This is a genomic window from Buttiauxella sp. BIGb0552, from assembly GCF_004366275.1.
GTDB classification, from domain to species: domain Bacteria; phylum Pseudomonadota; class Gammaproteobacteria; order Enterobacterales; family Enterobacteriaceae; genus Buttiauxella; species Buttiauxella gaviniae.
Genome location: NZ_SODY01000006.1, coordinates 124,560 through 150,186, shown reverse-complemented (window position 1 = coordinate 150,186; position 25,627 = coordinate 124,560). Strand labels below are relative to the sequence as shown.

25 protein-coding genes are annotated in these 25,627 nt (G+C 50.5%); 15 read left to right on the top strand and 10 right to left on the bottom strand.

From position 1 onward, the window contains the following. Positions 1-33 precede the first annotated feature (33 nt). Both hdeB and EDF88_RS17790 read right to left on the bottom strand, forming a co-directional pair. A complete protein-coding gene (gene hdeB / locus EDF88_RS17795; RefSeq protein ID WP_064515517.1) occupies positions 34-336 on the bottom strand; it encodes an acid-activated periplasmic chaperone HdeB in 303 nt (100 codons plus the stop codon). A 15-nt stretch (positions 337-351) separates the two neighbouring features. Next, the gene (locus EDF88_RS17790; RefSeq protein WP_064515515.1) at positions 352-954 is read right to left on the bottom strand and encodes an HdeD family acid-resistance protein; all 603 of its coding nucleotides are present in this window, start codon (positions 952-954) and stop codon (positions 352-354) included. 201 nt (positions 955-1,155) lie between these two features. Between EDF88_RS17790 and EDF88_RS17785 the strand changes: the two genes are divergently transcribed. Continuing rightward, entirely contained in the window at positions 1,156-1,818 is a 663-nt protein-coding gene (locus EDF88_RS17785; protein ID WP_166671989.1) for a YfdX family protein, read from the top strand. Between the two features lie 64 nt (positions 1,819-1,882). On the opposite strand, the gene EDF88_RS17780 is transcribed toward EDF88_RS17785, so the two are convergent. The 7 genes from EDF88_RS17780 to EDF88_RS17750 form a co-directional block, all read right to left on the bottom strand. Next, positions 1,883-5,125, bottom strand: a complete 3,243-nt coding sequence (locus tag EDF88_RS17780; RefSeq protein WP_134186173.1) for a transporter substrate-binding domain-containing protein — start codon at positions 5,123-5,125, stop codon at positions 1,883-1,885. Positions 5,126-5,129: 4 nt separating this feature from the next. Beyond that, on the bottom strand, positions 5,130-5,744 hold the full coding sequence (evgA, locus tag EDF88_RS17775; RefSeq protein ID WP_064515509.1) for an acid-sensing system DNA-binding response regulator EvgA: 615 nt from the start codon (positions 5,742-5,744) through the stop codon (positions 5,130-5,132). 535 nt (positions 5,745-6,279) lie between these two features. Next, positions 6,280-7,605, bottom strand: a complete 1,326-nt coding sequence (locus EDF88_RS17770) for a PTS transporter subunit EIIC (protein WP_064515507.1) — start codon at positions 7,603-7,605, stop codon at positions 6,280-6,282. Next, positions 7,605-8,996 (bottom strand): glycoside hydrolase family 1 protein, encoded by a 1,392-nt coding sequence (locus EDF88_RS17765; protein WP_134186171.1) that lies wholly within the window; start codon positions 8,994-8,996, stop codon positions 7,605-7,607. The genes EDF88_RS17770 and EDF88_RS17765 overlap by 1 nt, the downstream gene beginning before the upstream one ends. A gap of 9 nt (positions 8,997-9,005) precedes the next feature. After that, positions 9,006-9,320 carry a PTS sugar transporter subunit IIB gene (locus EDF88_RS17760; protein WP_064515503.1) on the bottom strand — a complete coding sequence of 105 codons (315 nt, stop codon included), beginning with the start codon at positions 9,318-9,320 and terminating at the stop codon, positions 9,006-9,008. A 331-nt stretch (positions 9,321-9,651) separates the two neighbouring features. Further along, positions 9,652-10,545 carry a diguanylate cyclase regulator RdcB family protein gene (locus EDF88_RS17755; protein ID WP_134186169.1) on the bottom strand — a complete coding sequence of 298 codons (894 nt, stop codon included), beginning with the start codon at positions 10,543-10,545 and terminating at the stop codon, positions 9,652-9,654. Continuing rightward, positions 10,542-12,908: a dynamin family protein gene (locus EDF88_RS17750; protein ID WP_134186167.1), complete on the bottom strand. Its 2,367-nt coding sequence runs from the start codon at positions 12,906-12,908 to the stop codon at positions 10,542-10,544. The genes EDF88_RS17755 and EDF88_RS17750 overlap by 4 nt, the downstream gene beginning before the upstream one ends. A 383-nt stretch (positions 12,909-13,291) precedes the next feature. Between EDF88_RS17750 and EDF88_RS17745 the strand changes: the two genes are divergently transcribed. After that, entirely contained in the window at positions 13,292-13,627 is a 336-nt protein-coding gene (locus tag EDF88_RS17745; RefSeq protein ID WP_034457014.1) for a zinc ribbon domain-containing protein YjdM, read from the top strand. Between the two features lie 532 nt (positions 13,628-14,159). Further along, entirely contained in the window at positions 14,160-14,597 is a 438-nt protein-coding gene (gene yjdN, locus EDF88_RS17740; RefSeq protein WP_064515487.1) for a VOC family metalloprotein YjdN, read from the top strand. Positions 14,598-14,655: 58 nt separating this feature from the next. On the opposite strand, the gene EDF88_RS17735 is transcribed toward yjdN, so the two are convergent. Further along, positions 14,656-15,870, bottom strand: coding sequence for a DUF2235 domain-containing protein (locus tag EDF88_RS17735; RefSeq protein WP_134186165.1), 1,215 nt, complete (start codon positions 15,868-15,870; stop codon positions 14,656-14,658). A gap of 191 nt (positions 15,871-16,061) precedes the next feature. Between EDF88_RS17735 and phnC the strand changes: the two genes are divergently transcribed. Genes phnC through phnN form a run of 12 tightly spaced genes read left to right on the top strand, consistent with a single transcriptional unit; the run spans position 16,062 to position 25,558 of the window. Then, positions 16,062-16,844, top strand: coding sequence for a phosphonate ABC transporter ATP-binding protein (phnC, locus tag EDF88_RS17730; RefSeq protein WP_064515495.1), 783 nt, complete (start codon positions 16,062-16,064; stop codon positions 16,842-16,844). A gap of 34 nt (positions 16,845-16,878) precedes the next feature. Continuing rightward, complete coding sequence (gene phnD / locus EDF88_RS17725) at positions 16,879-17,895, top strand: phosphonate ABC transporter substrate-binding protein (protein ID WP_134186163.1); 1,017 nt, start codon at positions 16,879-16,881, stop codon at positions 17,893-17,895. Between the two features lie 59 nt (positions 17,896-17,954). Next, complete coding sequence (gene phnE, locus EDF88_RS17720; protein WP_083962938.1) at positions 17,955-18,737, top strand: phosphonate ABC transporter, permease protein PhnE; 783 nt, start codon at positions 17,955-17,957, stop codon at positions 18,735-18,737. Between the two features lie 16 nt (positions 18,738-18,753). Continuing rightward, positions 18,754-19,479 carry a phosphonate metabolism transcriptional regulator PhnF gene (phnF, locus tag EDF88_RS17715; protein ID WP_064515479.1) on the top strand — a complete coding sequence of 242 codons (726 nt, stop codon included), beginning with the start codon at positions 18,754-18,756 and terminating at the stop codon, positions 19,477-19,479. Then, positions 19,480-19,941 (top strand): phosphonate C-P lyase system protein PhnG, encoded by a 462-nt coding sequence (phnG, locus tag EDF88_RS17710; RefSeq protein WP_064515476.1) that lies wholly within the window; start codon positions 19,480-19,482, stop codon positions 19,939-19,941. Beyond that, complete coding sequence (gene phnH / locus EDF88_RS17705) at positions 19,938-20,522, top strand: phosphonate C-P lyase system protein PhnH (RefSeq protein WP_064515474.1); 585 nt, start codon at positions 19,938-19,940, stop codon at positions 20,520-20,522. The genes phnG and phnH overlap by 4 nt, the downstream gene beginning before the upstream one ends. Then, complete coding sequence (locus EDF88_RS17700; protein ID WP_064515471.1) at positions 20,522-21,586, top strand: carbon-phosphorus lyase complex subunit PhnI; 1,065 nt, start codon at positions 20,522-20,524, stop codon at positions 21,584-21,586. Before phnH ends, EDF88_RS17700 begins: the two co-directional genes overlap by 1 nt. After that, complete coding sequence (locus EDF88_RS17695; RefSeq protein WP_134186161.1) at positions 21,579-22,427, top strand: alpha-D-ribose 1-methylphosphonate 5-phosphate C-P-lyase PhnJ; 849 nt, start codon at positions 21,579-21,581, stop codon at positions 22,425-22,427. Before EDF88_RS17700 ends, EDF88_RS17695 begins: the two co-directional genes overlap by 8 nt. Next, complete coding sequence (gene phnK / locus EDF88_RS17690) at positions 22,424-23,182, top strand: phosphonate C-P lyase system protein PhnK (RefSeq protein WP_064561758.1); 759 nt, start codon at positions 22,424-22,426, stop codon at positions 23,180-23,182. Before EDF88_RS17695 ends, phnK begins: the two co-directional genes overlap by 4 nt. Positions 23,183-23,191: 9 nt before the next feature. Next, entirely contained in the window at positions 23,192-23,893 is a 702-nt protein-coding gene (phnL, locus tag EDF88_RS17685; RefSeq protein WP_064515465.1) for a phosphonate C-P lyase system protein PhnL, read from the top strand. After that, entirely contained in the window at positions 23,883-25,019 is a 1,137-nt protein-coding gene (gene phnM, locus EDF88_RS17680; RefSeq protein WP_134186159.1) for an alpha-D-ribose 1-methylphosphonate 5-triphosphate diphosphatase, read from the top strand. The genes phnL and phnM overlap by 11 nt, the downstream gene beginning before the upstream one ends. Further along, positions 25,016-25,558, top strand: coding sequence for a ribose 1,5-bisphosphokinase (gene phnN, locus EDF88_RS17675; protein WP_243839637.1), 543 nt, complete (start codon positions 25,016-25,018; stop codon positions 25,556-25,558). Before phnM ends, phnN begins: the two co-directional genes overlap by 4 nt. The last annotated feature ends 69 nt before the right edge of the window (positions 25,559-25,627 follow it).

Below are 25,627 nucleotides of genomic sequence, written 5' to 3'. Positions count from 1 at the left end.
ATCCTTTTCGTATCAGATAAATTTATTATTCAGTTACTTTAGGGCTGGAGTTATTTCACCCAGTTTGGCATGTGGTGTCTTTTGACATTGCTTGAATATTTTCGGCACCGCTACGGTTTCGACTTCATGCCAGTGAACATAATCACCACCTTTAAAATCAGTATTTCTATTGACTACCCAAAAGGCGATTGGCGTCATGGATTTCGGATTCATATCCATAAATTCCTGACAAGTCATATTTTGTGGCGTCGTTTCCTGTTCGGCAAAAGCAGAATTAATAGAAGTAGAAAGAGCCGCAGCAGCAATAATTATCGAGATACTTACTTTAATATTCATAAATTATTCCAGTGGTTATTTTGAATCTTTTGACGCCAGTCGTTTAGGTTGTGCCAGCGCCAACTTCTTACGCAAAGAGATAAAACTCCCGGCACTGAAGATCATCTCCAGGCCAATAAAAGCAGTGGTGAATAGATAAGACTGCTCAGGGTTCATGCCAAGCCAGATGGCGGCAATCAGCAGGTCAAAAATACCGATAAAAATGTTCCAGATAGCCCCGGAACGGCCGCGCATAGTGAAGCCAGAAACGATGCGTGAAACGCCACCGATAATGAACAGACAACAAAATACTATCGATAAAGAGTTCATCCCAACCATTGGATTGGCGACGAAGCTGTAACCCAACAACAACCAGGCGAGAGCGAAAATCGCACTGACAAATTTTGATTTCCAGTGCTGTTGGCGAAAGACAACCAGGCAGTAAAGAGTATAAAAGCCGCAAACCATAAACATCATGCCAATGATATAACTGAGATACAGTCCGGACATAAATGGATAGATAAGACAGCAAGCACCACATATAAGCAGCAGCACCGCCATGACCAGAGCATGTTTTTTATAATAAAGACGAGAAGCTTCACTCAGTGCCTTCATTCTATATTGGTTAAAGATGAACATATTATCTCCGCCGTAATTTCAATGGCTGAAATAGTAGTACCCACCTGGCTGCGGAGTAAATAAGAGTGAAGAGTCATTGTTATACGCTGAGTCTGACATCTGTCTGCGTCTTCTGACATATGTAAGACTCAGCTTGCATTATTCATTCGGCGCTCTGATTTTCATTGTGATACTTATTTTTTATTCTGGTGGCGTTTGGTGATGAACACCTATTTTATTAAGGAGAAGATAATGAAAAAATTAATTCTGGCAGGCCTGTTGGCAACTATGATGAGTTCTGCACCTGTATTAGCTGCAGCGACTGCAACCCCAGCACAGACCGCTGCGGCAACCGCACAAATCCAAAAAGAAGCGGCTGATGTAATGCAAGTTGCGGTTCAGGGTGCCAATGCAATGCGTGATATTCAGTTTGCACGCCTGGCGCTATTCCACGGTGAACCAGCCAGCGCGAAGAAATTGACCGACGACGCAGCAACTTTGCTTAAAGATGACAGCGCTGACTGGAAGAAATTTGTCAAAACCGACGCCAAAGCGAAAATGATCGACGATCAATACGTGATCATTAACGCAACCGTAGCGCTGTCTGAAGACTATATTGCAACCCCAGCAAAAGAGACCGCCATCAAATCTGCTAATGAAAAACTGGCAAAAGGTGACCAGAAAGGTGCGATGGATACCTTACGTCTGGCTGGTATTGGCGTGATGGAAAATCAGTATCTGATGCCACTTAACCAGACCCGTAAAGCGGTTGCTCAGGCCAAAAAACTGCTGGCAGACGGTAAATACTACGAAGCGAATTTGGTACTGAAAGGTGCTGAAGACGGTATCGTAGTTGATAGCGAAATGTTTGCTGCCAGCAACTAATCTGCGTTTGTATTGAGAGTGCACGCGGGGAATGGTCGGGCGATAACTGCCCGACCATTCAATCTCAGTGGCTCATCAAGCTCTCTATCTCCACCTCGATTTCCCGCATAATTTTCGCAATTTCTTCTAACGCCTCCTGTCGCTCCTCAAGCGGTAGCGAATCATGGCGGCGTGACTCAAACGGTTCACAAAGTTTTTGCAAAGCAGTGATTTCCAGTATTTGAGCCGAGCCATGCAGACGATGTAGCGCATGCAAAAACATCTGCGGCTCATCTTCTTCTATTGAACGCACAGCAGCCTGCAAATCATTTGCCGAAGCTTCGCGGAAGGTTTCCAGAATTTCATTCATCAACGTCCGATCCCCCCCAGTATTCTCGGTCAAAATGCTGAGTTTCAAATGCCGGGTAACACAAGGCATTGAACGGCCAACATCGAGTTTGCTAAGCTCATGGGTCAGCGTTTGAATCGATACAGGCTTAAACAGACACTGATTCATCCCACTTTCCAGACACTGTTCGCGTGACTGAGGCAAGGCACTCGCAGTAAGCCCCCAGATTTGCAGCCGCTGATTTTGACGACGTAACGACGCCGCCAGTTCGAGGCCATCTTTTTTCGGCATATTCACGTCAGTTATCAACAAGTCGTACTGCTTGCTGAGAATTTTGGCTTCTGCTTCTTCGCCATCACAAGCCTCATCAACATTGAAACCAATAGTATTTAACTGCCGTTTGAGTAGCAGGCGATTAGTTGGGTTATCGTCCGCAATCAGAATCGATAAGCGCGGCAATGGCGACAGTGCAGCAGGCGTATCGCGCGTTGGTGTTAGCGATTGTTGAGCAGTTTCAACCGCAAGCGTTATCGTAAAAGTGGTACCCAGCGACTGGCGGCTGTTCATCTCAAGCGTACCTCCCATCAGCGTGACCAATTCTTTACAGATAACCAATCCCAGACCAGAACCCGTCTGTTCACGTCCCTGGCGTGCCTGAACGTAGCGGTGGAATAACGTTTCCTGCTCTTCCGGGCTAATCCCGCAACCGGTATCACTTACCGTAATCACTAACGTGCCGTGTTTATCCATTTCGGGGATCAGGCGAGCAGACACCTGAATATGCCCTTGTTCAGTAAATTTCAGCGCATTACCGACCAAATTGGTGAGGATTTGTCGCAAAGCCTGCGGATCGACCAGCACCCGATCATTAGCAGCCAAATGGCTAACGCAGCGCAACGTAATACCTTTTTGCCTTGCCAGCGCATCAAACGAGTGGCATTGCAGGTCAATAAGCTGAGTTAAATCAGTCCACTGTGGGGCAATTTGATATTTACCTGACTCAATTTTATCGACATCAAGGATCTTACCAATCAACCCCAGCAGCGATTGCGCCGTCGCCCCGGCAAGCGCTATCGCCTCTTTGCGTTGGCTGGAGCTGAGATCCGAACTCGACAGCAATTCTAAGAAACCCACAATAGAGCTGACGGGCGTGCGTAACTCATGGCTCATACTCGCAAGGAAACGACTTTTCGCTTTAGTCGCCTGAATCGCTTTATCTTTTTCAGCCTCCAGTTCGTGAGAAAGCGCCTCTTTGAGATGCAGCTGTTCTTCAAGTTGCCGCTGTGATTGTTTTCTTTTACGCACTTCACGCGAAAGAGATAGCCCCCATCCCAGGCTGATGGCGATAAGCATCAGCGCGAAGAGAACCAACTGATAAAACTGTTTGCTGTAAAGGCTCCAGGTATCAATCTGCACGCTGGAAATCTTCGACCACTTCTCCGTCATTTGCAGAATTTCACGCGGAGGAATGGCTTGCAGCGCTTTGCCTAAAATAGACTTCAGTTCTGGCTCATCGCGCGCCATCGCAAAACTAAGAGCCGCGCTGGGCATACCTGGCAGCCGGGTATAGTGCATATTTTGCGGATAATAATGGTCAATCATGTAACGAGCGGAAAGTTCGGTGGTTATCGCCGCATCAACCTCCCCCTCCTCGACCATTTTCATCGCCACTTTGACATTATCCGTTTCAACCCAGGTCGCCTGCGGGAAACGAAGCTTGAGGTCGTGCGTCAAAATGTGCCCCGCTGCCACGGCGATACGCCGAGGTTTTGCCAGCATTACGTTGGCATTTTCTCGGTGTGCGGTAACCAGTACGAAAGAGACATTCATCAACGGATCGCTAAACGAGATAAATTTCTGTGGCTGGTTACTGAGGGTGGCGGCTGGGATCATATCCCACTGACCCGGCACCATTTTTTCAGCCATTTCTTTATTGGAATTAACGATAACTGGCTGAAACTCAAGACCGGTTTGCAGTTGGACGATATTGAGCAAATCCGCCATGATGCCGCGCAGTTCGCCATCGTGATCGATAAGCGTAAACGGTGGGTAGTTTGGATTCACCAGCACGCGGATTTTAGGGTGCTTTTTAAGCCAACTCTTTTCCTCGCTGCTGAATGGTATCGGGGTATTCAGGTAAGAAAGGTTGCCGCGATTTAGCCAGTTCTGCATGACTCGCATATGGGTTTCATTACTAATTGCGCTAATAAAACTTTCAAGGATGTTTCGCAACAGCGGCTGATTCCGGCTCGTGACAAAATAGTTATATTGTTCCTGCTTGTTAAAGTAGTGCGTGATGACCAGCGATTGTGAGAAATATTTCGAGATGCAATTACCGGTGGTCACATTATTACCAATGAAATATTGGTTAAGACCTGACATAACAGACGACAGCGCCTGATAGTCGCTATCGTAAAAGGTGATTTTTGCGTTAGGAAAGGCCACCTTAATCACATCGAGAAATGAACAATCACGTACACAAGCAAGGGTGACTTTTTTATTTGTTGCCAGTGGCAGTAAGGTGTTTTTGAGGGATGTGACCAGTGTTGGCCACGTCTTGATCAACGCTGAAGTTCGCAGCAAGTCGCTCCCTACTTCTTCGCGCTGAGATAACTGCGTGAGCAGAGTATCCACTTCGTTTTGGGAGAGCGCTGCCAGGGCTTCTTTTTCGCTATCGTACTGTTTGATAGCGACTTTAACATTGAGGTTTTTTTGTAATAGCGCGAGAAAATCAGCATTAACACCCTGATAATGTTCTCCACCACTTTCATAATCTATCGGAGAAACTTCCGGCAGCCAGGTGCCGACTGTCAGAGTATTATTCCGTGCCAGCCAGCGCGACTCATCGGCAGTTAAACGAATATCCAGTGCCGATGGTTGATAATTACTTTTCAGCTCAATTAACTGAGAAGCACCGTAGGCTGAAAAAATGTTCAAGAAAAACATTGCTGCCAGATAAACATATAATAGAAACCGCATCTTATTACCCTATTTTATTTCTTTGCGCATAATCATAAAGTTCCATTAATGAGGAACAATCTAACTTTTCCATTAAGCGACTTTTATAGGTGCTGACGGTTTTATTACTGATATTCATTTTGCTGGCAATGGTCGTGTAATCAATACCATTGAGGATATAGCGTAATACTTTCATTTCCTGGGTAGATAACGTATCCAGCTTGTCCTGTTCCGTCGTCGCAGCACCGCTAAAGCGCTCGAGTGAAAATGGGAAATAGCTGTAGCCATTTTTTGCAGCCTCGATAGCCGCAAGGATGTTATTCATGCCCTCCTTTTTACTAACAAAGCCGTTAGCACCGCATTCAGCACTGCGTTTACCGTAGAACAATTCATTCTTTGCAGAGATGATAATAATGATGCCCAGATAGTGCCGTTTACGTAGCTGTTCCAGCACTTCAATACCGCTGATGCAGGGAATATCGACATCGATAATTAACAGTTCAGGCTTGAGTTTCTCGACGGTTTGTACCGCACGCTCACCGCTGTCGAGCTCAGTAGTGACCGTGATACCGTTGGTATCGAGCAAATTTCGAATGGCTATACGCGCCAATGGGTGATCGTCAACGATTATCGCGTTCATTGCGTTAAAAAATCCTGGTGTAGAAAAGAATAGCGAGGCCGGTAATATTATTACGTTTAGAGGTAAATCTGAGTTAGATTAAATTATAACTTGTCCGACCAAGTGTTCTAAAATATTTACACCATGAGTAAAAAACCAACAGAAAATCAATTTTATTGATTTAATCTACCTTTTTAATAAATAGGTTAATCCTGATGCATACCCTAAATAACTCGTGTTGCAGGAAGGCGGCAACGCAGTGAATCCTCAGGAACTTACTCAAGTAAGTGACTGGGGTGAGCGAGGAAAGCCAACGCACATGCAATTCGAAGTATGACGGGTATAGATGATGTCGATCATATTTTTGATTACATGCGTAGGAATAGGATTTCAATTATTCAGGCGGGGTCTTAAATAAAAGTGTTAATTATTTCAATATTATCCCCTCATCCTTTCCCTTAGGGAGAGGATGAGGGCGGTACTTAAAGATTAGTTACGGCTGCCCATTACACCATGAGCTCTTCAGCCCGCTTTCACAGAAAATGAGCAGGGTGTTTTAGGCATTCGCCAGCTGTTTCGCTTTCTCTTCTTCTTCGCGCTGTTGCTGCTCGGTTTCCAGCATCTTCTTCTCGTAAACCTTGAAGAATGGATAGTAGATAGCCAGTGAAATAAAGAAGCAGACGAACACCAGTCCACAGGCGACCAGATTCCAGTTTGAGGTGATCAACGCGCCTAACGGAGCAGGGATGGTGAATGGTGGTTTCACCATCATGCGTGGAATAATTCCGGTGATGGTAAACAGATACACCACTATGGTGTTTGCCATCGGCGCAAGAATAAAGGGAACAGCCAGAATCGGGTTCATCACTATTGGCGCACCGAAAATCATCGGTTCGTTGATGTTAAACAGCCCCGGAATAAAGGAGAGTTTCCCCAACGATTTCAGATAAGCAGCTTTAGAACGGATAAACAGCACAACTAGCGCAAGCGTCGAGCCAGTTCCGCCCATCTGCGCATACCACTGGAAGAACTGCTCGGTGAAAATATTTGGCAGCTCGTAAGCGCTGGTTCCCGCCTGGAACATCTCCATATTCTGCACAATCGCCTGGTCCCAAAGCGGACGAATCAGTGGCCCCATTACCGCATGGCCATGAATACCGAATACCCAGAACAGATCGATAAAGAACTGCGTAACAATGCCGCCAAACAGGTTCGTACCGGTCATAAACCCTTTGAGCGGCATGATGATGTAACTGATGATGGCGTTAATATCGATATTCAAAAAGTGACGCGGGATCCAGAAGATCAACACCACCGCGAGTGTTGGGAATAGCGCTGAAAAAGAACTCGCCACCACTGGCGGCACGCCCTCTGGCATTTTGATTTCAATATTTCTGACTTTAATAAAACGGTAAATCTCGATAGCGATCAGTGAGGAGATAATCGCGCCAAACAGCCCCTGAGAACTTAGCGAAGTAATGGGAATATAACGCCCGGATACCGCGTCTCCGGCAACGGTAATGCCTTCTTTGATATTGACGGGCACAATCATCAGCAAGGTCGCCAGCATAGCCAACAGCCCACTGGTAATATCGTTGAGCTTGTAACTTTTACCGAGGAACGAACCGATAGTAAAAGCGGCATACAGCGACATTAATCCCACGGTAAAACGGAACGGCACATCCAGCATATCGCGATATGGCGCGATAAAATCCATATAACCTTTAATCGGGATATTGAGCAAAATAACGAAGAATGACCCGACAATAGTCAGCGGTAAAATTGAAATAAGACCATTACGGATTGCCTGCATATGCCGCTGGTTGCCAATAGCATTTGCCACCGGCAGCATTTTTTCAGCCAGTCGTTCAAAGTAAGACATTATTCCGCCCCCTCGAATCCGTTGTTTTCAATCACAGCCTTGAACCACTGGCCCGATTTTTTAAGCGAACGTTGCTGAGTCTCTAAATCCAGACGATAAAAACCGTAGCGATTTTTATAAGCGTTTTGCCATGACCAACAGTCGATAAACGTCCACATGTGATAACCCAGACAATTGCTGCCATCAGCCATAGCCTGATGCAAATAACTCAGATGCTCTTTGAGAAACTCAATCCGGTAATCATCCTGTACCTGACCATTCACCATGAACTGTTCTTCGTCAGAAATACCTATCCCGTTTTCCGAGACAAACCATGGCAAATTGCCGTAACGGTCTTTCACCACCATCGCGATGTCATAAAGTGCCGCGGGATAAATCTCAATACCGCGCGAGGTATTCATCCTACGTCCCGGCATAATATATTCTTCAAAAAACCGCTCTGGCATAAAACCATGCGGTTCTTCGAGCAAGGTTTCACGCGCTTTAACACGGCGCGGGCGATAATAATTTATCCCCAGTAAATCGATACGTGTGCTGCCAATAAGCTCGCAATCACCAGGCTGAATGACGGGTAATTGATCGTATTCTTTTAAAATGGCAATCAGTTCATCCGGGTAGCGCCCAAGCAAAATAGGCTCGTTAATACTGCGGGTATAAAACAGATCGGCCATTTCTGCGGCATGTAAGTCCTCCGGCGCATCGCTACGCGGATAAACCGGAATAACATCCATAATGATGCCAATCTGCCCGGCAATATTGAGCTCGCGCCAGGCGGCAACCGCTTTGCAATGCGCCAAAACAATATGATGGAGTACTTGCGCAGCGCGGCGGAAACTGGTCACGTAAGGATAATGGCGAGGATGTAAATAGCCGGCTTCAGCAGGAATTAATGGTTCGTTAAAGGTAAACCAGTAGCGTACCCGGTTGCCAAAAAGCTCGTAACAAATCCGTGCGTAGCGGGCAAACGCATCCACAACTTCACGGTTTTCAAAGCCGCCTTTTTCCTGAAGTGCGATTGGCATATCAAAGTGATAAAGGTTAATAAACGGCTCGATGCCCTGAGCATTGAGCTCATCAATTACTGCGTTATAAAAATCGACTGCCTGAGGATTAATTTCCCCGTCACCATCAGGGATAAGGCGTGACCAGGAAATTGAGGTACGAAAGGAATTCAGACCAATATCTTTGGCGCGTTGAATGTCTTCCCGATAGTTCTGGTAAAACGTTGAGGTATCGTCAGCCGTTACGCCACCGAAGAAGCGTTCGTTAAAATGATGTGAGGCATAATCCCAAATATTTTCGCCTTTGCCATCTCCGGCCTGGTGCCCTTCGGATTGTGTTGCGCTGGTTGCTGTACCCCACCAGAAATTCTCAGGAAAACGATATTTCATGACCCATCCTTATTGTGCATTTTTTAATAAAGACAGGGCCTGATCCAGCACCTTATCGCCCTGCATTGAGCCGTACAGCATCATATCAATCGCCGCCACTGGCACGCCGTGTGGCGCGGCTGCGCTGGATATACTCTGTAGCTGGAACTTCACCTGTGGCCCAAGCAAAATGACATCAGCGTCCGTGATGATTTGGTCAAAATCAGACACCGGTACCGCCGTAATTTCTACTTCAATATTGCGGCTGGTAGCGGACTGTTTCATTCTTTCCACTAACATACTGGTGGACATTCCAGCAGCGCAGCATAAAAAGATCTTTTTCATCACATCTCCCTGGTGTAATAAGCACGATTACCCGCAGTATGCGGCAAAATATATTCTGAGGAGTGTGGGAAAAAGCAGCAAGTGAGGCGCAACACAGAATTGGTTTTATTGTCTGGTACTTTTGCAGTGTTTAATGACACAAGGCATAAATTAGTGATTACAAACAGAAGGATAGCACTGTTACTTTTGAGGAAATCATTGAAATTTAATATCTAAATTTGCGACATAATAAGAGAAACCTCTACGTTTAGATATATTTCAAAACCAGTGTAAACGCTGCTTTTAAAGCATATTGTTTCATCAGCAGCTTCACACCGGAATATTAAGATCTTTATTTGGCAAATCTACCATCAATAAAGACTTCATCGACCATTGCACTTCCCAGCCGCATTGCGGAACAAATACGTGGCATACCAAGTGAAACGCCCTGGTGTGTTTGGGTAGTTGCAAAACTCACGGGCTGATGCTCACTGTCACAATCGTCGCCAAGCCACGCCAGAGCTTCTTTGCTTTCCATCATTCCAGCCGTCGAAGGAAACATAAGCCACTCATAGTAGTAATGGCGCGTGCGGGCTGAAGCATTCACATCGCGGGCAAGTTGGCTGATTGCCAGCGCACGAGCTTGCTCAATTAACTCTGTGGCCTGCGATAAACGGCCAAAGCGCAGCGCGTCACCAAACGCGCCCCAGTACAGCTCCTGCAACGCGACATAGCAGCGACCAGCGGGAGAAAAGGTAAAATAATGCCCAGCCTGCCAGCGTGCAAAAACTTGCTCGCAATGTACGAAGCCCAGGTGAGTGAGGTCGGTGCCCTGTAATTGTGTTTCCAGATTACCGACACGCTGTGCCAGTTGCTGCTGAACCTGAACGAGCTGCCTACGGGCTTCTGAAGCGTCATTGGTTACTCTTGCCGAAGCTAACGCTATGGCGGAGATGCTTTCATACACTTTCTCAATTGCGTAGTGCTTCTTCGCCACCCGCTGGCAAAGATGCCCAAGCATCGCCAGCATCACTTCCGGCTTTTCGAGCAGCACCTCATCCACTGCCCATTTTTGCAACTGGCTCTGGCCGATAAACTCCCCGGTCAGCCTCTGGTAATACGCTTTGCTTTGCTGAGTCCGCCACGGTTCACGAGAGATGCCGCTGTTTCTGGCAAAATCGACGACAAACTTCTCTGCAACACACTCCAAAGCGCGAGTTTGAGTTCCTGGTAATACACTGCTCATTGCTGTTCTACCGTAAAAAGCGTCTGAATATCATCCCGCAACAGGCGGGTGTCCTCATGGATGTAACGTGTGATTCTTACGCACTGCTGAAGCTGTTGGCGCAAAGCGGTCACCGCTTCTTCATTTTGCTGGCGCACCACCAGGCTTTGTTGCAGGTTCAGACGTATCGCTTCCAGTGCGTGGGAAAAATCAACAAAGAACGCTGCCATTCCCTCCGTCACAGACATTTCAATTTGCGCGGCCATATTCTGATTAAGCTGCAACAGGAAATCGCTGACGTGCTGACACAGTTTGCGTTGTACGTCAGCTAAAGAAATGACGTAGCGACTTTGCATCACGGTATATCCTTCCCAGCCCCAATCCTCGCTATTAAGCCAGCGCGCAACCGTTCCGCGCATCCCGGCCTGGCGTCGCAGTTGGGAGACAGGAATATCCTGCTCTTCAATGAGTTCATTAAATGCCTGATTAGCATTGAAGTTTAATAAGCCAACATGAAATACTGGCAGACTTATATTGGTTCTAAAACCTGCTTGCGCTAACCCTTGTGCAACGCGAGTCTCTATCGGTTTTAGGGTGTTACGCAGCGTATCTGCCAGTTCAACTTCCAGATAACTAAAAAGATGGGTTAACTCTTCAGTCATCTTTTCCTGCGCGGCGGTCAAGATGATTTCGCATGAAGCGCGGATCCTGTGCAGCGCAATTTGTGCCGATTGTTCATCGTCAAAACTGAGCGTTTCATAGCGCGCATCAAAGTCATTACCGCGCTGAGTCCCAAACGACAAAGCCTGGCGCTGGAGCTTTTCAGGCACTTTTCCATGCTGAAAATAGTCCTGAATATTGTCATTAATCTGCTGTTCATAACGGCGAATAAAATCACTCATCGCTTCAACAGCCTGCTTAGTATTGCTCTGCGCAACGACGTTTGCGGCTTTCTGACTGGAAGCGGCAAGACTCATGTCATCTTCAAGGGCTGCGATATTCTGCTGCAGTTGCTGGCTGGCAATATGCAGACCCTGGCAGCGGAAATTCAGGTAATCCTCCGCACCCTGCGTGTAATTCAGTAATTTCTGGCAGGCAGAACGCAGTGCGTACATTGAAGCATTGGCATGTGCTGCATGAAGCACCGTGTGAATGGGCTCAGCAAACTGCGAGTCCTCCCACAACACCTCAGCCGCCTGGCGCAAAGCACCCGCATCGGCCAAATCCTCACTTTGCCAGCGGCGGCCCAGTGCAATATCAGCAAAATCCTGCACCCAACGTTGCTCATTCGGGTCCGGTAGCTTGCCGTGCAATGCCAATTCATGGCGGGCACGATTAGCCAGATATCCCCACATCGATGACACAGGGAAGACATGGTGAGGCTCAATCGTTCCTTTCATAAGCGTGCCAGAAATTAACGCTTTAACCTGTTCTGCATCGTCACCATTTCTGTCTTTTTGGTCGAATTTATTCACCAGCGCATAGAGCGGGACGGATGACCCGGTGCCCAATATCGCTTTACGTATCTCTTCGTCAGAAACGGATTTTAATTGGGTGTAATCCAATACCGCCAACACAGCAGAAGCCTGCGACAACTGCTCCTGAAGCATTTTTTGTAGATGCGGCTGCCCGGCTTCGTTTGGCCCCGGAGTATCCAGTAATGTCAGTTGCCCATAGGCTTCATCCATTCCTGCTAAATGGACAAACTCCACTTCAATAACAGGAACATGCTCAATTGCGGCATAGGCCTTAAATGGAAAAGCCACATCCAGTGCTTTCGATAAACGCACTAAATCATTAAGGCTTTTCAGGCAATGGAAAATAGGTTGGGCACCAAGATAATGCTTAGAGAAAGATTCCCCTTGGGAAATACGGGTTAATAATCCCGTCATATCCCGATCAATTTCCAGATGCTTTGACAGCGTTTCGCGATCGGTTTGTTGCAAACGAATTTGCAACGTATTCATAAGCTGTTCGATGGGTTGAACATAGGGAAAATGCAGCACGGGTTCACGCTGGCCCGGGGTATGGCGAATTAGTGTCGGTAATGCTGTCATAGGGCGATTACGGTTAGGTAATACCTCAGTCCCAATAATGGCATTAATGGTGGTTGATTTTCCCGCTTTTACTGTTCCGACAATCGCTAATACCATTTCATGCTGAGTTATTTTGCGTAACTCATTTTGCAGCATAGCCTGCTGCGACTGGATGCTGCGGGGGCTAAATTTTGCAGGGACGGCCCCTCCAGTTTGGGACTGCCCAGAATAATTAACGTCATGCTGTGTAGTAAAAGAAACTGTTTTTAGTGTATTCAGATTTTGTAGGGCGAGTTGTAATAACCGCTCTGCTTCCTGACTTAACTCAAATATTGCTTGTGTGTGCATAAAAAATCCTTACTTAAATCAAATTATCCGGATTTTTAAAAACCTTTATATTTTTTGTGCCTATTCAGTACCGGAAATTATAATTACGCGCGGAAATCATTTATTCGACAATATTATAATCAGGCTTATTTTTTCATAGCGTGAGTTTCTGGCTAAATAACCAGAAAGAAAGACCATAGCGTATTTTTATAAACTTATTCTGTATTTTCGTCGCGAATTTGGCAATTGATTAACGTTTTAAAATAGCATTTTCTTATTACGATATTCTGGCTGGCGCAAGGCATAGCGGCAATCGTCCCCACAAAAGTAGGGTTTTAATGTATAATCACGCCACTTTTGGCGGGAAACCGCAATTTTTAAAGCTTATTTTTGAGGATATGACGATGACACTCCCTCATTGCCCTAAATGCAATTCCGAGTACACCTACGAAGACAACGGTATGTTTATCTGCCCGGAATGTGCACATGAATGGAATGATGCCGAACCTGCAGCAGACAACGATCAACTGGTAGTTAAAGATGCCAACGGCAACCTGTTAGTTGACGGTGATAACGTCACTGTAATTAAAGATCTGAAGGTTAAAGGCAGCTCTTCTATGCTGAAGATTGGTACTAAAGTTAAAGGTATCCGTCTGGTTGAAGGCGACCATAACATCGATTGTAAAATTGATGGTTTTGGACAAATGAAGTTGAAGTCTGAGTTCGTTAAGAAGAACTAGGTTCGTTCCCCCTGCCCCTGAGGGGCGGTTCCTGCAAAGCCAGAGAAGGTTCCGTTCCCGACGGCTCGACCCGGCCTTACAGTCAAAACGAAGGCGATTTATGCCGGACTCAAAGGTCAACGTCAAAAGCTAAGTTCAAAAGCCGAACCGGTTTTGACCTTGAGTCCCGGTATAAATTGCCCCAGTGTTCCCCATAAGTCAGGGTTGAGCTGCCGGGAGCAGCGAAAGAGAGCGATCGCCGGGAGCGAGTCGCGAACGACCCTGAACGTTGGGGATAAGCTGGGGTTTACCGCGCAGCGGCAATTTAATGACCGGGCGCCGGGGTCGCCAGGGGCTGGCGTGAGCCACCTGGCACGTTCACCGTTAACGACAGTTGCAGAAGTCGCCAGACGTGCGGGTGAACGGAAAAACCCCCGATCCTACATAAGCATCAAAACCTCTCGGGTGAACCGAAAATCCCTCCCCCCCGCCTGGCTTGCCCAGACTCCCCCAACTAAACTTGTTCTGCACTCCGCATTATGAGGAACGAACAATGTCTATCGGACCCTACATCTTTTTTGACGGTACCTGCGAAGAAGCAATAGCGTTCTACAAACAAGCCGTCGGTGCTGAGTTACTGTTTAAAATGACTTTTGGTGAAATGCCAAAAGACGAGAATCAGTCGGCTGAAGGATGCAGCAGCGGTTTTAACTGGCCGGACGATAAAATCATGCATGCCAATGTGCGCATTGGCGGTGGCGAAGTGATGATGAGCGACGGCAATATGTGCGCCGATAAAGTGAAACACACGGGCTATGCGCTGAGCCTTACCACCACAGATGTCGCTGAAGGCAAACGCTGGTTTGATAGTCTCAGCGCAGGTGGTGATGTCACCATGCCATGGAGCGAAACATTCTGGGCAAAAGGCTTCGGTATGCTTACCGATAAATACGGTATTCCGTGGATGGTGAATGTCGAAAAACCAATGTAACCAAGCTCTGGGTCGCTACCGTCTGCTCGATAACAGACGGTAGTTTCCCAATAGTTAACTAACGTGCAATCGCCCAGTTAATGGGAATTGCACCCTCGCCGCGTAAATAATCCTGCAAAGGCTGCGGACTATATGACCCGTTCAGCCATTCACCATTGAGTGCCGACTGTTGAAGTAGCGTTGTGCCACAACTAAGACGCTCGATCACCGACTGGTGGACCATCGTTGATGAGGTAACCGGCGGCGGGAGTTGCCGGGGCATAATGCGCAGATAACGTGTGGGCGGATACCAGTCACAATGCAGCGGCCCAAGTGGGTCAGCCACCACTTCACTGGGTGCCAGATTAACGCCCAAATCGTCGAGTGCATCATGCATCCAAAGGTACGCGCCATTCGACAAGCTGCGGTCTTCGTCCGTACCAATATAGCCCCCACCAACATCATGATGAATACCGGGAAACATCACCTGCAAAATACGATCGCGGTTATCCCACAGCACTGGCGCTAAATCGAGACGCTGCTCATCAATGGCGATGGCCTGAAGCCCGTATTTGACCCGTGAATGCAGCTCTGTATTGTTAAAACGAAAAACGTTGTAGCGCTTATCATTGAAATACTTAGGAATCCCCATCTGCCCAACGGTTTCCCACACGGCAACCGCTTCTATAGACATCGGGCGCGAAATGCAGGTTGGGTCCACACTGTCACAGAAAAATCCCGGCAACTCACGCACCACACTTCCCAAAAGGCTGGGGCTCATATCCGGAGTATGAGCAAGATATTGTGCCCATACGGATGAAGCAAAACGCCACGCTTCATCTTTATTGCGAGCGTTTAAATTCAGCTTTTCACGATTTAATAAACCACGGTCGATGATCATCTGCGCCAGCACTCGCGCGGTATAAGCACCGTGGCTAAAACCCACCAGATAGATACGATCGCCCGCCTGCCAGTGCCGACTAATAAAGCTATATCCGCGAATGATCGGCACGATCAACTCGGCACCAAACGCGCCACCGAGGCGTTTCACCAGACCATTATGCGGATCGCCCATACCATAAATGTACTTGGCAACTTGTACGATCCCGCCACTGCTATTGGTAAGGATCTTTTCTTGCTCATTGGCTAACAACAAACTCTGCTTATCAACATTCCCTTTCAGATCAACAAACAATTGATAAACGTTACTCGCTGCGGCTTCGTCATCCGCTTGATTTTCTACACCGGGAGCGGTCCATGTGCCATCGGCACAAAAAATAATGTTTTTGCTCATCGCTGCTTTCCCAACACCAAAGGGTACCTGTAAGCAAAGACAAAAACGAAGCGTGAAACAATACGACAAATAGCTGATTAGCCTGATGACTTCCAGGCTGGAACTCACTCTTCATCATATCGAAACTTATCCTTAACAAAATCGTCACATTTCATCGGCACCATGAGGCAACTTTTTAAGGAGCCTGAATGATGCAAACAATTATTCGCGTCAACAAATTGAGCAAAACCTTCAACCAGCATCAGGCATTAAATGCTGTTGATTTGGAAGTTAATGAAGGTGAGATGGTCGCTCTGCTGGGGCCTTCTGGTTCAGGCAAATCCACCCTCTTACGCCACCTGAGCGGTCTGATTACTTCTGATAAATCACCTGATTGCCATGTTGAGTTGCTTGGCCGCACCGTCCAAAAAGCGGGCCGTCTGGCAGGCGACATCCGCAAGAGTCGTGCTCACACCGGCTATATCTTCCAACAGTTCAACCTGGTGAACCGCCTGACGGTACTGGAAAACGTACTGATTGGCGCACTGGGTTCCACGCCGTTCTGGCGTACCTGTTTTAACTGGTTTACCCGCGAACAACATCAACGTGCGTTGCAGGCGCTGACCCGCGTCGGCATGACGCAATTTGCGTATCAGCGCGTGTCCACCCTGTCCGGTGGGCAACAACAGCGCGTGGCGATTGCCCGTGCGCTGATGCAGCAAGCAAAAGTGATTCTCGCCGATGAGCCCATTGCCTCACTCGACCCGGAATCAGCCCGCATCGTGATGGAAACGCTGCATGACATTAACCGCCTGGATGGCATCACCGTAGTGGTGACGCTGCATCAGGTGGACTACGCCCTGCGCTATTGCGAACGCATTGTCGCTCTGCGTCAGGGTCATGTGTTTTACGACGGAAGCAGCTCTGAGTTCGACAACGAACGTCTGGGCAATCTTTACCGCAGCATGAATCGCGTTGATGCGGTTGCTGCTTAACAACTTTGTTATCTCTTTCAAGGAACAGTCAGCCATGAGCTACAAAAAAGTTGCCGCCCTCGCCTTTACCAGCCTGCTAAGCGTCAGCACTCTGTTCAGCACCGCCCATGCGGATGAACAAGAAAAGTCCCTGAACTTCGGCATCATCTCGACTGAATCACAACAAAACCTGAAACCGCAGTGGGACCCGTTCCTGAAGGATATGGAGAAGAAACTGGGCATGAAAGTGAATGCTTTCTTCGCACCGGATTACGCAGGGATTATCCAGGGGATGCGCTTTAACAAAGTGGATATCGCATGGTACGGCAACCTTTCGGCTATGGAAGCAGTAGACCGCGCTAACGGCCAGGTATTTGCTCAAACGGTAGCGGCAGATGGCAGCCCGGGTTACTGGAGCGTGCTGATTGTTAACAAAGACAGCCCAATCAACAACCTGCAAGACATGCTGGCAAAACGTAAAGAGCTGACTTTCGGCAACGGTGACCCGAACTCTACTTCTGGCTACCTCGTCCCGGGATACTACGTTTTCGCCAAGAACAACGCATCGTTGAGCGAGTTTAAACGCTCCGTGAATGCCAGCCATGAAACCAACGCCCTGGCAGTGGCTAACAAGCAAGTCGATGTAGCAACCAACAACACCGAAAACCTCGAAAAACTGAAAACTTCCGCACCGGAAAAACTTAAACAACTGAAAGTCATCTGGAAATCTCCACTGATCCCAGGCGACCCAATCGCATGGCGTAAAAACCTGTCTGAAACCACCAAAGACAAGATCTACGACTTCTTTATGACTTACGGAAAAACACCGGAAGAGAAAGACGTCCTGACCCGTCTCGGCTGGGCTCCATTCCGTCCGTCCAGCGACCTGCAACTGGTGCCGATTCGCCAGCTAGCTCTGTTTAAACAAATGCAGGGCGTGAAGGACAACAAAGGCATGGATGACAAAGATAAAACAATCAAAGTCAGCGAGTTGCAGAACCAACTTAGCGATCTGGATCGTTTGACTGCGGCACTGTCTGCCATGAGCAACGTGAATAAAGCGGTTCAGTAAAAAAAACCCTAACCCTCTCCCTGAGGGAGAGGGTTAAAGCCCCAAACACGGAGCACCCCATGCAACAAACCATTCAAGTCGCCGCACCAAAACGTAGCTGGTTCTCGCTACTAAGCTGGGCGATTTTGTTAGCGGTACTCGTTGCCTCCTGGCAAGGCGCGGAAATGGCCCCGCTCACCTTGATTAAAGATTCCGGCAACATGGCCACCTTTGCAGCCGACTTTTTCCCGCCGGATTTCAGCCAGTGGCGCGACTATCTGGGTGAAATGTCTATCACTTTGCAAATCGCCGTCTGGGGCACTGCCCTTGCCATCGTACTGTCCATTCCTTGTGGCCTGATGTGTGCCGACAACCTGGTGCCATGGTGGGTTTACCAACCAATGCGCCGCCTGATGGACGCCTGCCGCGCCATCAACGAAATGGTCTTTGCGATGTTGTTCGTGGTCGCCGTTGGTCTGGGCCCATTCGCCGGTGTGCTGGCGCTGTTCATCCACACCACTGGCGTACTTTCCAAACTGCTTTCTGAAGCGGTTGAAGCCATTGAACCCGGTCCGGTGGAAGGCATTCGTGCAACCGGCGCTAACAAGCTTGAAGAAATTCTCTACGGCGTGCTGCCACAAGTGATGCCACTGCTTATCTCCTACTCGCTTTACCGCTTTGAATCGAACGTCCGTTCAGCAACGGTGGTTGGCATGGTAGGTGCAGGCGGGATTGGCGTAACGCTTTGGGAAGCGATTCGTGGATTCCAGTTCCAGCAAACCTGCGCGCTGATGGTCATCATCATCGTCACAGTAAGTCTGCTGGACTTTATGTCGCAACGGTTACGTAAGCATTTCATTTAACGAGGCTTTGTTGAAAATTCACTTATCCAGACATCCGACCAGTTACCCGACGCGTTACCAGGAAATTGCCGCCCTGCTTGAAGTGGAGCTGCGTAACCACTACCGCGGTGGCGACTATCTGCCAGCCGAAAGCCAACTGGCCGCGCGCTACGAAGTGAATCGCCACACGCTACGCCGTGCCATTGATCAACTGGTAGAGAAAGGCTGGGTGCAGCGCCGCCAGGGAATTGGTGTGCTGGTGCTGATGCGCCCGTTCGACTACCCGTTAAATGCACAGGCACGCTTTAGTCAGAACCTGCTAGACCAGGGAAGCCACCCCACCAGCGAGCGCTTACTCGCGGTGCTGCGCCCGGCCTCAAATAGTGTGGCAGACGCGCTGGGCGTCACCGAAGGCGAGAACATTATTCACCTGCGCACACTGCGCCGCGTTAACGGTATCGCGGTGTGCCTTATCGACCATTACTTTGCGGAACTTGCCTGGTGGCCCACGCTGCAACAGTTCACCAGCGGTTCGCTGCACGACGTGATTCAAACCCAACTCGGTATCAACCTCACACGCACCCAAACACGCATCAGCGCACGCCGTGCTCAGGCCAAAGAAAGTCGCCTGCTGGAGATCCCGAATATGTCTCCGCTGCTGTGTGTGCGCACTCTCAACCACCATGAAGGTGACGCCTCGCCTGCGGAATACTCCGTCAGTTTGACCCGCGCCGACATGATTGAATTCACCATGGAGCACTAAATGGACGCAACGCATTTTGATACAGCACAGCGCCAGCAGTGGATGGCCGTGCTCGCCCACAGCCTGCCTCAAGAACTGGCAGCACTTTGGGCAGAACAAAAACTCAATCCCGAATATCAGGTAATACGCCAGCCAGAAACAGGCCTGGTACAAATTCAGGCGCGAATGGGCGCCACCGGGCAACGTTTTTTTGCCGGTGACGCCACGCTGACCCGTGCGGTCGTACAACTCGCCAACGGGACTTACGGCTACAGCTACATATCAGGGCGCGATAAAGCCCACGCCGAACGCTGTGCCGTGATCGATGCGCTGATGCAGGAACAAGTTCAGTTCCGGACATTGCAAGAAACCTTAATTGCTCCACTGGCCGCCAACCGTGAACAACGCCTGGCCGCCCGTCGCACCCAAATTAACAGCAGCCGAGTCGACTTCTTCACTCTGGTTCGCGGAGATAACGCATGACCCTGATGACCGCTTTTAACCTGCCCGTGCAGGATGCACAACAGAGCTTCCGTCGCCTGCTCAAAGCGATGAGCGAGCCGGGCGTTATCGTGGCTCTCCATTCACTGCAACATGGCTGGAAACCACTGAATATCGCCTCCACCAGCGTGCTGCTGACGCTGGCCGATAACGACACGCCGGTGTGGATTAGTGACGCGCTGACTAACGATGTGGCGCTGCAAAATGTCCGATTCCATACAAATTCTTCAATTTCCTTGACGCCTGAGCACGCGCAGTTTGCCGTTGCCGACAGCGCGATTACCGCCGACCAGCTCAACGCACTGGCGCAGGGAACAGACGTCGCCCCCGACACCAGCGCGACACTGATTTTACAGGTACCGAGCCTGAGTGGCGGTCGCATGCTGCGCTTAACCGGCGCGGGCATTCGTGAAGAACGCATGATTGCTCCACAACTGCCTGATTGTGTCATTCATGAACTCACCGAGCGCCCGCACCCGTTCCCGTTGGGCATCGACCTGATTCTGACCTGTGGCGAGCGCCTGTTGGCGATCCCTCGCACCACTCATGTGGAGGTGTGCTGATGTACGTCGCCGTCAAAGGGGGCGAGAAGGCGATAGCCGCCGCCCATCAACTTCAGGAACACAACCGCCGTGGTGACCAAAATCTCGCGGAACTGGATGTGGCACAAATCGAGCAGCAGCTAGGGCTGGCCGTTGATCGCGTGATGACTGAAGGCGGCATTGCCGACCGCGAACTGGCGGCACTCGCCATCAAGCAGGCCAGCGGAGACATGGTTGAAGCCATCTTCCTGCTGCGCGCTTACCGCACCACGCTGCCGCGCCTGGCGGTGAGTGAACCGATGAATACTGCCCAGATGCGTATCGAGCGCCGTATTTCGGCGGTTTATAAAGATGTGCCGGGCGGCCAGTTACTTGGCCCGACTTACGATTACACCCATCGCCTGCTGGATTTCACCCTACTTGCCAACGGCGAAACGCCAACGCTTAAAACGGCTGACGAGCACAGCGAACCCGCTCCGCACGTGTTCAGTCTGCTGGCAAATCAGGGGCTGGCAAAAGCGGAAGAAGATAACGGCGAAAAGCCTGACGACATTACCCGCCAGCCGCCGGTTTACCCATGTTCACGCTCCTCGCGCCTGCAACAACTGGTGCGCGGTGACGAAGGCTATTTACTGGCACTCGCCTACTCCACACAGCGTGGTTACGGGCGCAATCACCCGTTCGCGGCAGAAATTCGCAGTGGCTATATCGATCTGGAAATTGTGCCGGAAGAGCTGGGTTTTGCAGTCAATATCGGCGAACTACTGCTAACCGAGTGCGAAATGGTTAACGGCTTTGTGGCCCCTGCTGATGAAGACCCGCACTTCACGCGTGGCTACGGGCTGGTGTTCGGCATGAGCGAACGCAAAGCGATGGCGATGGCGCTGGTTGACCGTGCACTGCAAGCCCCGGACTACGACGAAACAGTAGCAGGCCCGGCACAGGACGAAGAGTTCGTACTGGCCCACGCTGATAACGTCGAAGCAGCCGGGTTTGTCTCACACCTGAAACTGCCGCACTACGTCGATTTCCAGGCCGAACTGGAACTGCTTAAACGTCTGCAAAAGGAACGTAATCGTGACTAAGGCACTCTCCGGCTACAACTTTGCTTATCTGGATGAACAAACCAAGCGCACCCTGCGTCGCGCCATTCTGAAAGCGGTCGCCATTCCGGGTTATCAGGTGCCGTTTGGCGGCCGTGAAATGCCGATGCCATATGGCTGGGGCACAGGCGGCATTCAGATCACCGCCAGCGTGATTGGCGAAAACGACGTGCTGAAGGTGATTGACCAGGGCGCAGACGACACCACCAACGCCGTGTCGATTCGCAACTTCTTCAAGCGTGTGACTAACGTGGCAACCACGGAATCCACCGCCGACGCAACGCTAATTCAGACGCGCCACCGCATTCCGGAAACGCCGCTCACCGAAGACCAGATTTTGATTTTCCAGGTACCGATTCCTGAGCCGCTGCGTTTTATCGAACCACGCGAAACCGAAACCCGCACCATGCACGCGCTTGAAGAATACGGCGTGATGCAGGTGAAACTGTACGAAGACATCGCCCGTTTTGGCCACATCGCCACCACTTACGCCTACCCGGTGAAAGTGAACGAGCGCTACGTGATGGACCCGTCGCCGATTCCGAAATTCGACAACCCGAAAATGGACATGATGCCCGCGCTGCAACTGTTCGGTGCCGGGCGTGAAAAACGCATTTACGCGGTGCCGCCGTATACCCGCGTCGAAAGTCTCGATTTTGATGACCATCCGTTTACCGTCCAGGAGTGGGAAGAACCGTGCGCGATTTGCGGCTCGCACCACAGCTACCTCGACGAAGTGGTGCTCGACGATGCGGGCAGCCGCATGTTCGTCTGCTCCGATACCGATTTCTGCCGCCAGAACAGCGAGGCTGCGACCAAATGACTCGACCGTTACTTTCCGTCAATAACCTGACCCACCTTTATGCACCCGGTAAAGGCTTTAGCGATGTGTCATTCGAGCTTTATCCTGGCGAAGTGCTGGGGATTGTTGGCGAATCTGGCTCTGGCAAAACCACGTTGCTGAAGTCGATTTCTGCCCGTCTCGCTCCGCAAAACGGCGAAGTGGTTTATCTCGACTCGTCGCTGTACGACATGAGCGAAGGCGAACGCCGCCGCCTGCTGCGCACCGAATGGGGCGTAGTTCATCAACATGCGATGGACGGCCTGCGCCGCCACGTTTCTGCGGGCGGCAACATTGGCGAGCGTTTAATGGCAACCGGCGCGCGCCATTACGGTGATATCCGTGCCACCGCCGAGCGCTGGTTAGAAGAGGTGGAAATCCCTGCCTCGCGTATCGACGACCTGCCAACCACATTTTCCGGCGGCATGCAGCAGCGCCTGCAAATTGCCCGCAACCTGGTGACGCACCCGAAACTGGTGTTTATGGATGAGCCAACCGGCGGGCTGGATGTTTCCGTGCAGGCGCGTTTGCTCGACCTGCTGCGTGGACTGGTGCGCGAACTGAATCTGGCCGTGGTGATCGTCACCCACGATTTGGGCGTCGCCCGTTTGCTGGCGGACCGCCTGCTGGTCATGAAGCAAGGACACGTGGTGGAAAGCGGCCTGACTGACCGCGTGCTGGACGACCCGCACCACCCGTATACCCAACTGCTTGTTTCTTCCGTCCTTCAGAATTAGGTGCGCACGATGACCAGATTACGGGTTGAAAACCTGAGCAAAACCTTTGTGTTACACCATCAGCACGGTATCCGTTTGCCGGTACTGGCCAATGCCTCACTGGAAGTGGAATCGGGCGAATGCGTGGTGCTACACGGCCATTCCGGTAGTGGGAAATCGACACTGTTACGTTCGTTGTACGCCAACTATTTGCCCGACGAAGGGCATATCTGGGTCAAACATAACGACGAGTGGCTCGATATTGTGCAGGCTCCGGCGCGTGACGTTTTAGCGGTGCGCCGCCAGACCATCGGCTGGGTAAGCCAGTTTTTGCGCGTTATCCCGCGTATTTCCGCATTAGAGGTGGTGATGCAGCCGCTGCTCGATTTGGGTGTGTCGCGTGATGTCTGCGAAGACAAGGCGTCAATGTTACTGACCCGTCTGAACGTGCCGGAACGCCTGTGGAACCTGGCACCTTCGACTTTTTCCGGTGGCGAGCAACAGCGCGTAAACATCGCCCGCGGCTTTATCGTCGATTATCCGATTTTGCTGCTTGATGAACCGACCGCCTCGCTGGATGCAAAAAACAGTGCGGCAGTGGTGGATTTGATTCTGGAAGCCAAAGCACGCGGTGCCGCTGTGGTTGGGATCTTCCACGATGAAGCGGTACGCAATCAGGTAGCAGACAGGCTGCATTCTATGGCGACAGTCGAGGCAAAAAATGATCATTAATAACGTCAAACTGGTGCTGGAAAATGAAGTGGTGAGTGGTTCACTGGAAGTGGCCGATGGGGTGATTCGTAATTTTGCCGATAGCCAAAGCCAGTTGCCACAAGCGCACGATGGCGCAGGTGGTTGGTTGCTGCCGGGGCTTATCGAGCTGCATACCGACAACCTCGACAAATTCTTTACCCCACGCCCGAAAGTGGACTGGCCCGCGCATTCCGCGATGAGCAGCCACGATGCATTAATGGTAGCAAGCGGCATAACCACCGTGCTGGACGCCGTAGCACTCGGCGATGTGCGTGACGGCGGTGACCGCCTGGAAAATCTCGAAAAAATGATTAACGCGGTGATGGACAGCCAGGCGCGTGGCGTAAACCGTGCCGAGCACCGCCTGCACCTGCGCTGCGAACTGCCACATCACACCACACTGCCACTATTCCAGCAGTTGATCGAACGCAGCGGCGTGTCGCTGGTGTCGTTGATGGACCACTCACCAGGCCAGCGCCAGTTCTCCAATCTGGTGAAGTATCGTGAATATTACCAGGGCAAATATTCGCTTAACGATGCGGATATGAACAGCTATGAAGCCGAGCAACTGGCCCTTGCTGAGCGCTGGTCACAGCCCAATCGCCTGGCGATTGCCGCTGAATGCCGCGCGCGCAATATCGCGCTCGCCAGCCATGATGACGCGACTGCGGCGCACGTGGTGGAATCACACGAGTTGGGTAGCGTAATCGCTGAATTCCCGACTACGCTTGAAGCCGCGCAAGCCTCACGCCAGCATGGTTTAAGCGTGCTGATGGGCGCGCCGAATATCGTGCGCGGTGGCTCGCATTCCGGCAATGTGGCGGCGCATGAACTCGCACAAGTTGGCCTGCTCGATATTCTCTCGTCCGACTACTACCCAGCGAGTTTGCTGGACGCTGCGTTCCGCGTCGCCCAGGACGAGTCGAACAGTTTCACCCTGCCACAAGCGGTGGCGCTGGTGACACGCAACCCAGCCAAAGCATTGAATCTCGATGACCGAGGCGTGCTCGCAGAAGGCAAGCGTGCCGATATGGTGCTGGCGCATCTTCACGGTGACCATGTCCACGTCGGCCATGTCTGGCGTCAGGGAATACGGGTGTTCTGATGAGCAAAATAGTCTGGTTGATGGGGCCGTCAGGCTCCGGGAAAGACAGCCTGCTGACGGCACTGCGCCAGCAGGAGAATAATCAACTACTGGTGGCGCACCGCTACATTACCCGCGCCGCCGACGCCGGGTGTGAAAACCATATCGCTTTGAGTGAAAAGGAGTTCGCTCAACGCCAGCAACAGGGGCTATTCGCCCTGTGCTGGCAGGCGCATCACCAAAGTTATGGCGTGGGCATCGAGCTGGATATCTGGCTTGATTCCGGGTTCGACGTGGTGGTGAACGGCTCGCGCCAGCATCTGGCGCAGGCTCGTGCGCGTTACGCCGAAGCGCTGGTGCCAATTTGTCTGCATGTTTCGAGCGATGTTTTGCGTAAGCGCCTTGAGGCGCGCGGGCGTGAAACCGCGCAGCAAATCGAACAACGCCTGCAACGTGCGGCATTCTATGCGCCAGATTTGGACGATTGCATGATACTCAATAACGACGGTAGTCTTGATGAGTCTGTCTCGTCGTTTATACGTCTTACGCTTAAGCGCTAATGTCGGATGTCGCTACGCTAATCCGACCTACGAAACGCCGTTGTAGGGTGGATTAGCGTAGCGACATCC

Coding starts and splice junctions, on each gene's coding strand:
- EDF88_RS17780 (WP_134186173.1), bottom strand. CDS start 5,125: ATGCGGTTTCTATTATATGTTTATCTGGCAGCAATGTTTTTCTTGAAC.
- EDF88_RS17770 (WP_064515507.1), bottom strand. CDS start 7,605: ATGTCTTACTTTGAACGACTGGCTGAAAAAATGCTGCCGGTGGCAAAT.
- EDF88_RS17745 (WP_034457014.1), top strand. CDS start 13,292: ATGACACTCCCTCATTGCCCTAAATGCAATTCCGAGTACACCTACGAA.
- EDF88_RS17765 (WP_134186171.1), bottom strand. CDS start 8,996: ATGAAATATCGTTTTCCTGAGAATTTCTGGTGGGGTACAGCAACCAGC.
- phnL (WP_064515465.1), top strand. CDS start 23,192: ATGACCAGATTACGGGTTGAAAACCTGAGCAAAACCTTTGTGTTACAC.
- phnG (WP_064515476.1), top strand. CDS start 19,480: ATGGACGCAACGCATTTTGATACAGCACAGCGCCAGCAGTGGATGGCC.
- EDF88_RS17750 (WP_134186167.1), bottom strand. CDS start 12,908: ATGCACACACAAGCAATATTTGAGTTAAGTCAGGAAGCAGAGCGGTTA.
- evgA (WP_064515509.1), bottom strand. CDS start 5,744: ATGAACGCGATAATCGTTGACGATCACCCATTGGCGCGTATAGCCATT.
- EDF88_RS17785 (WP_166671989.1), top strand. CDS start 1,156: ATGAACACCTATTTTATTAAGGAGAAGATAATGAAAAAATTAATTCTG.
- EDF88_RS17790 (WP_064515515.1), bottom strand. CDS start 954: ATGTTCATCTTTAACCAATATAGAATGAAGGCACTGAGTGAAGCTTCT.
- phnM (WP_134186159.1), top strand. CDS start 23,883: ATGATCATTAATAACGTCAAACTGGTGCTGGAAAATGAAGTGGTGAGT.
- EDF88_RS17735 (WP_134186165.1), bottom strand. CDS start 15,870: ATGAGCAAAAACATTATTTTTTGTGCCGATGGCACATGGACCGCTCCC.
- EDF88_RS17700 (WP_064515471.1), top strand. CDS start 20,522: ATGTACGTCGCCGTCAAAGGGGGCGAGAAGGCGATAGCCGCCGCCCAT.
- phnK (WP_064561758.1), top strand. CDS start 22,424: ATGACTCGACCGTTACTTTCCGTCAATAACCTGACCCACCTTTATGCA.
- yjdN (WP_064515487.1), top strand. CDS start 14,160: ATGTCTATCGGACCCTACATCTTTTTTGACGGTACCTGCGAAGAAGCA.
- phnH (WP_064515474.1), top strand. CDS start 19,938: ATGACCCTGATGACCGCTTTTAACCTGCCCGTGCAGGATGCACAACAG.
- phnD (WP_134186163.1), top strand. CDS start 16,879: ATGAGCTACAAAAAAGTTGCCGCCCTCGCCTTTACCAGCCTGCTAAGC.
- EDF88_RS17755 (WP_134186169.1), bottom strand. CDS start 10,545: ATGAGCAGTGTATTACCAGGAACTCAAACTCGCGCTTTGGAGTGTGTT.
- hdeB (WP_064515517.1), bottom strand. CDS start 336: ATGAATATTAAAGTAAGTATCTCGATAATTATTGCTGCTGCGGCTCTT.
- phnC (WP_064515495.1), top strand. CDS start 16,062: ATGCAAACAATTATTCGCGTCAACAAATTGAGCAAAACCTTCAACCAG.
- phnE (WP_083962938.1), top strand. CDS start 17,955: ATGCAACAAACCATTCAAGTCGCCGCACCAAAACGTAGCTGGTTCTCG.
- EDF88_RS17760 (WP_064515503.1), bottom strand. CDS start 9,320: ATGAAAAAGATCTTTTTATGCTGCGCTGCTGGAATGTCCACCAGTATG.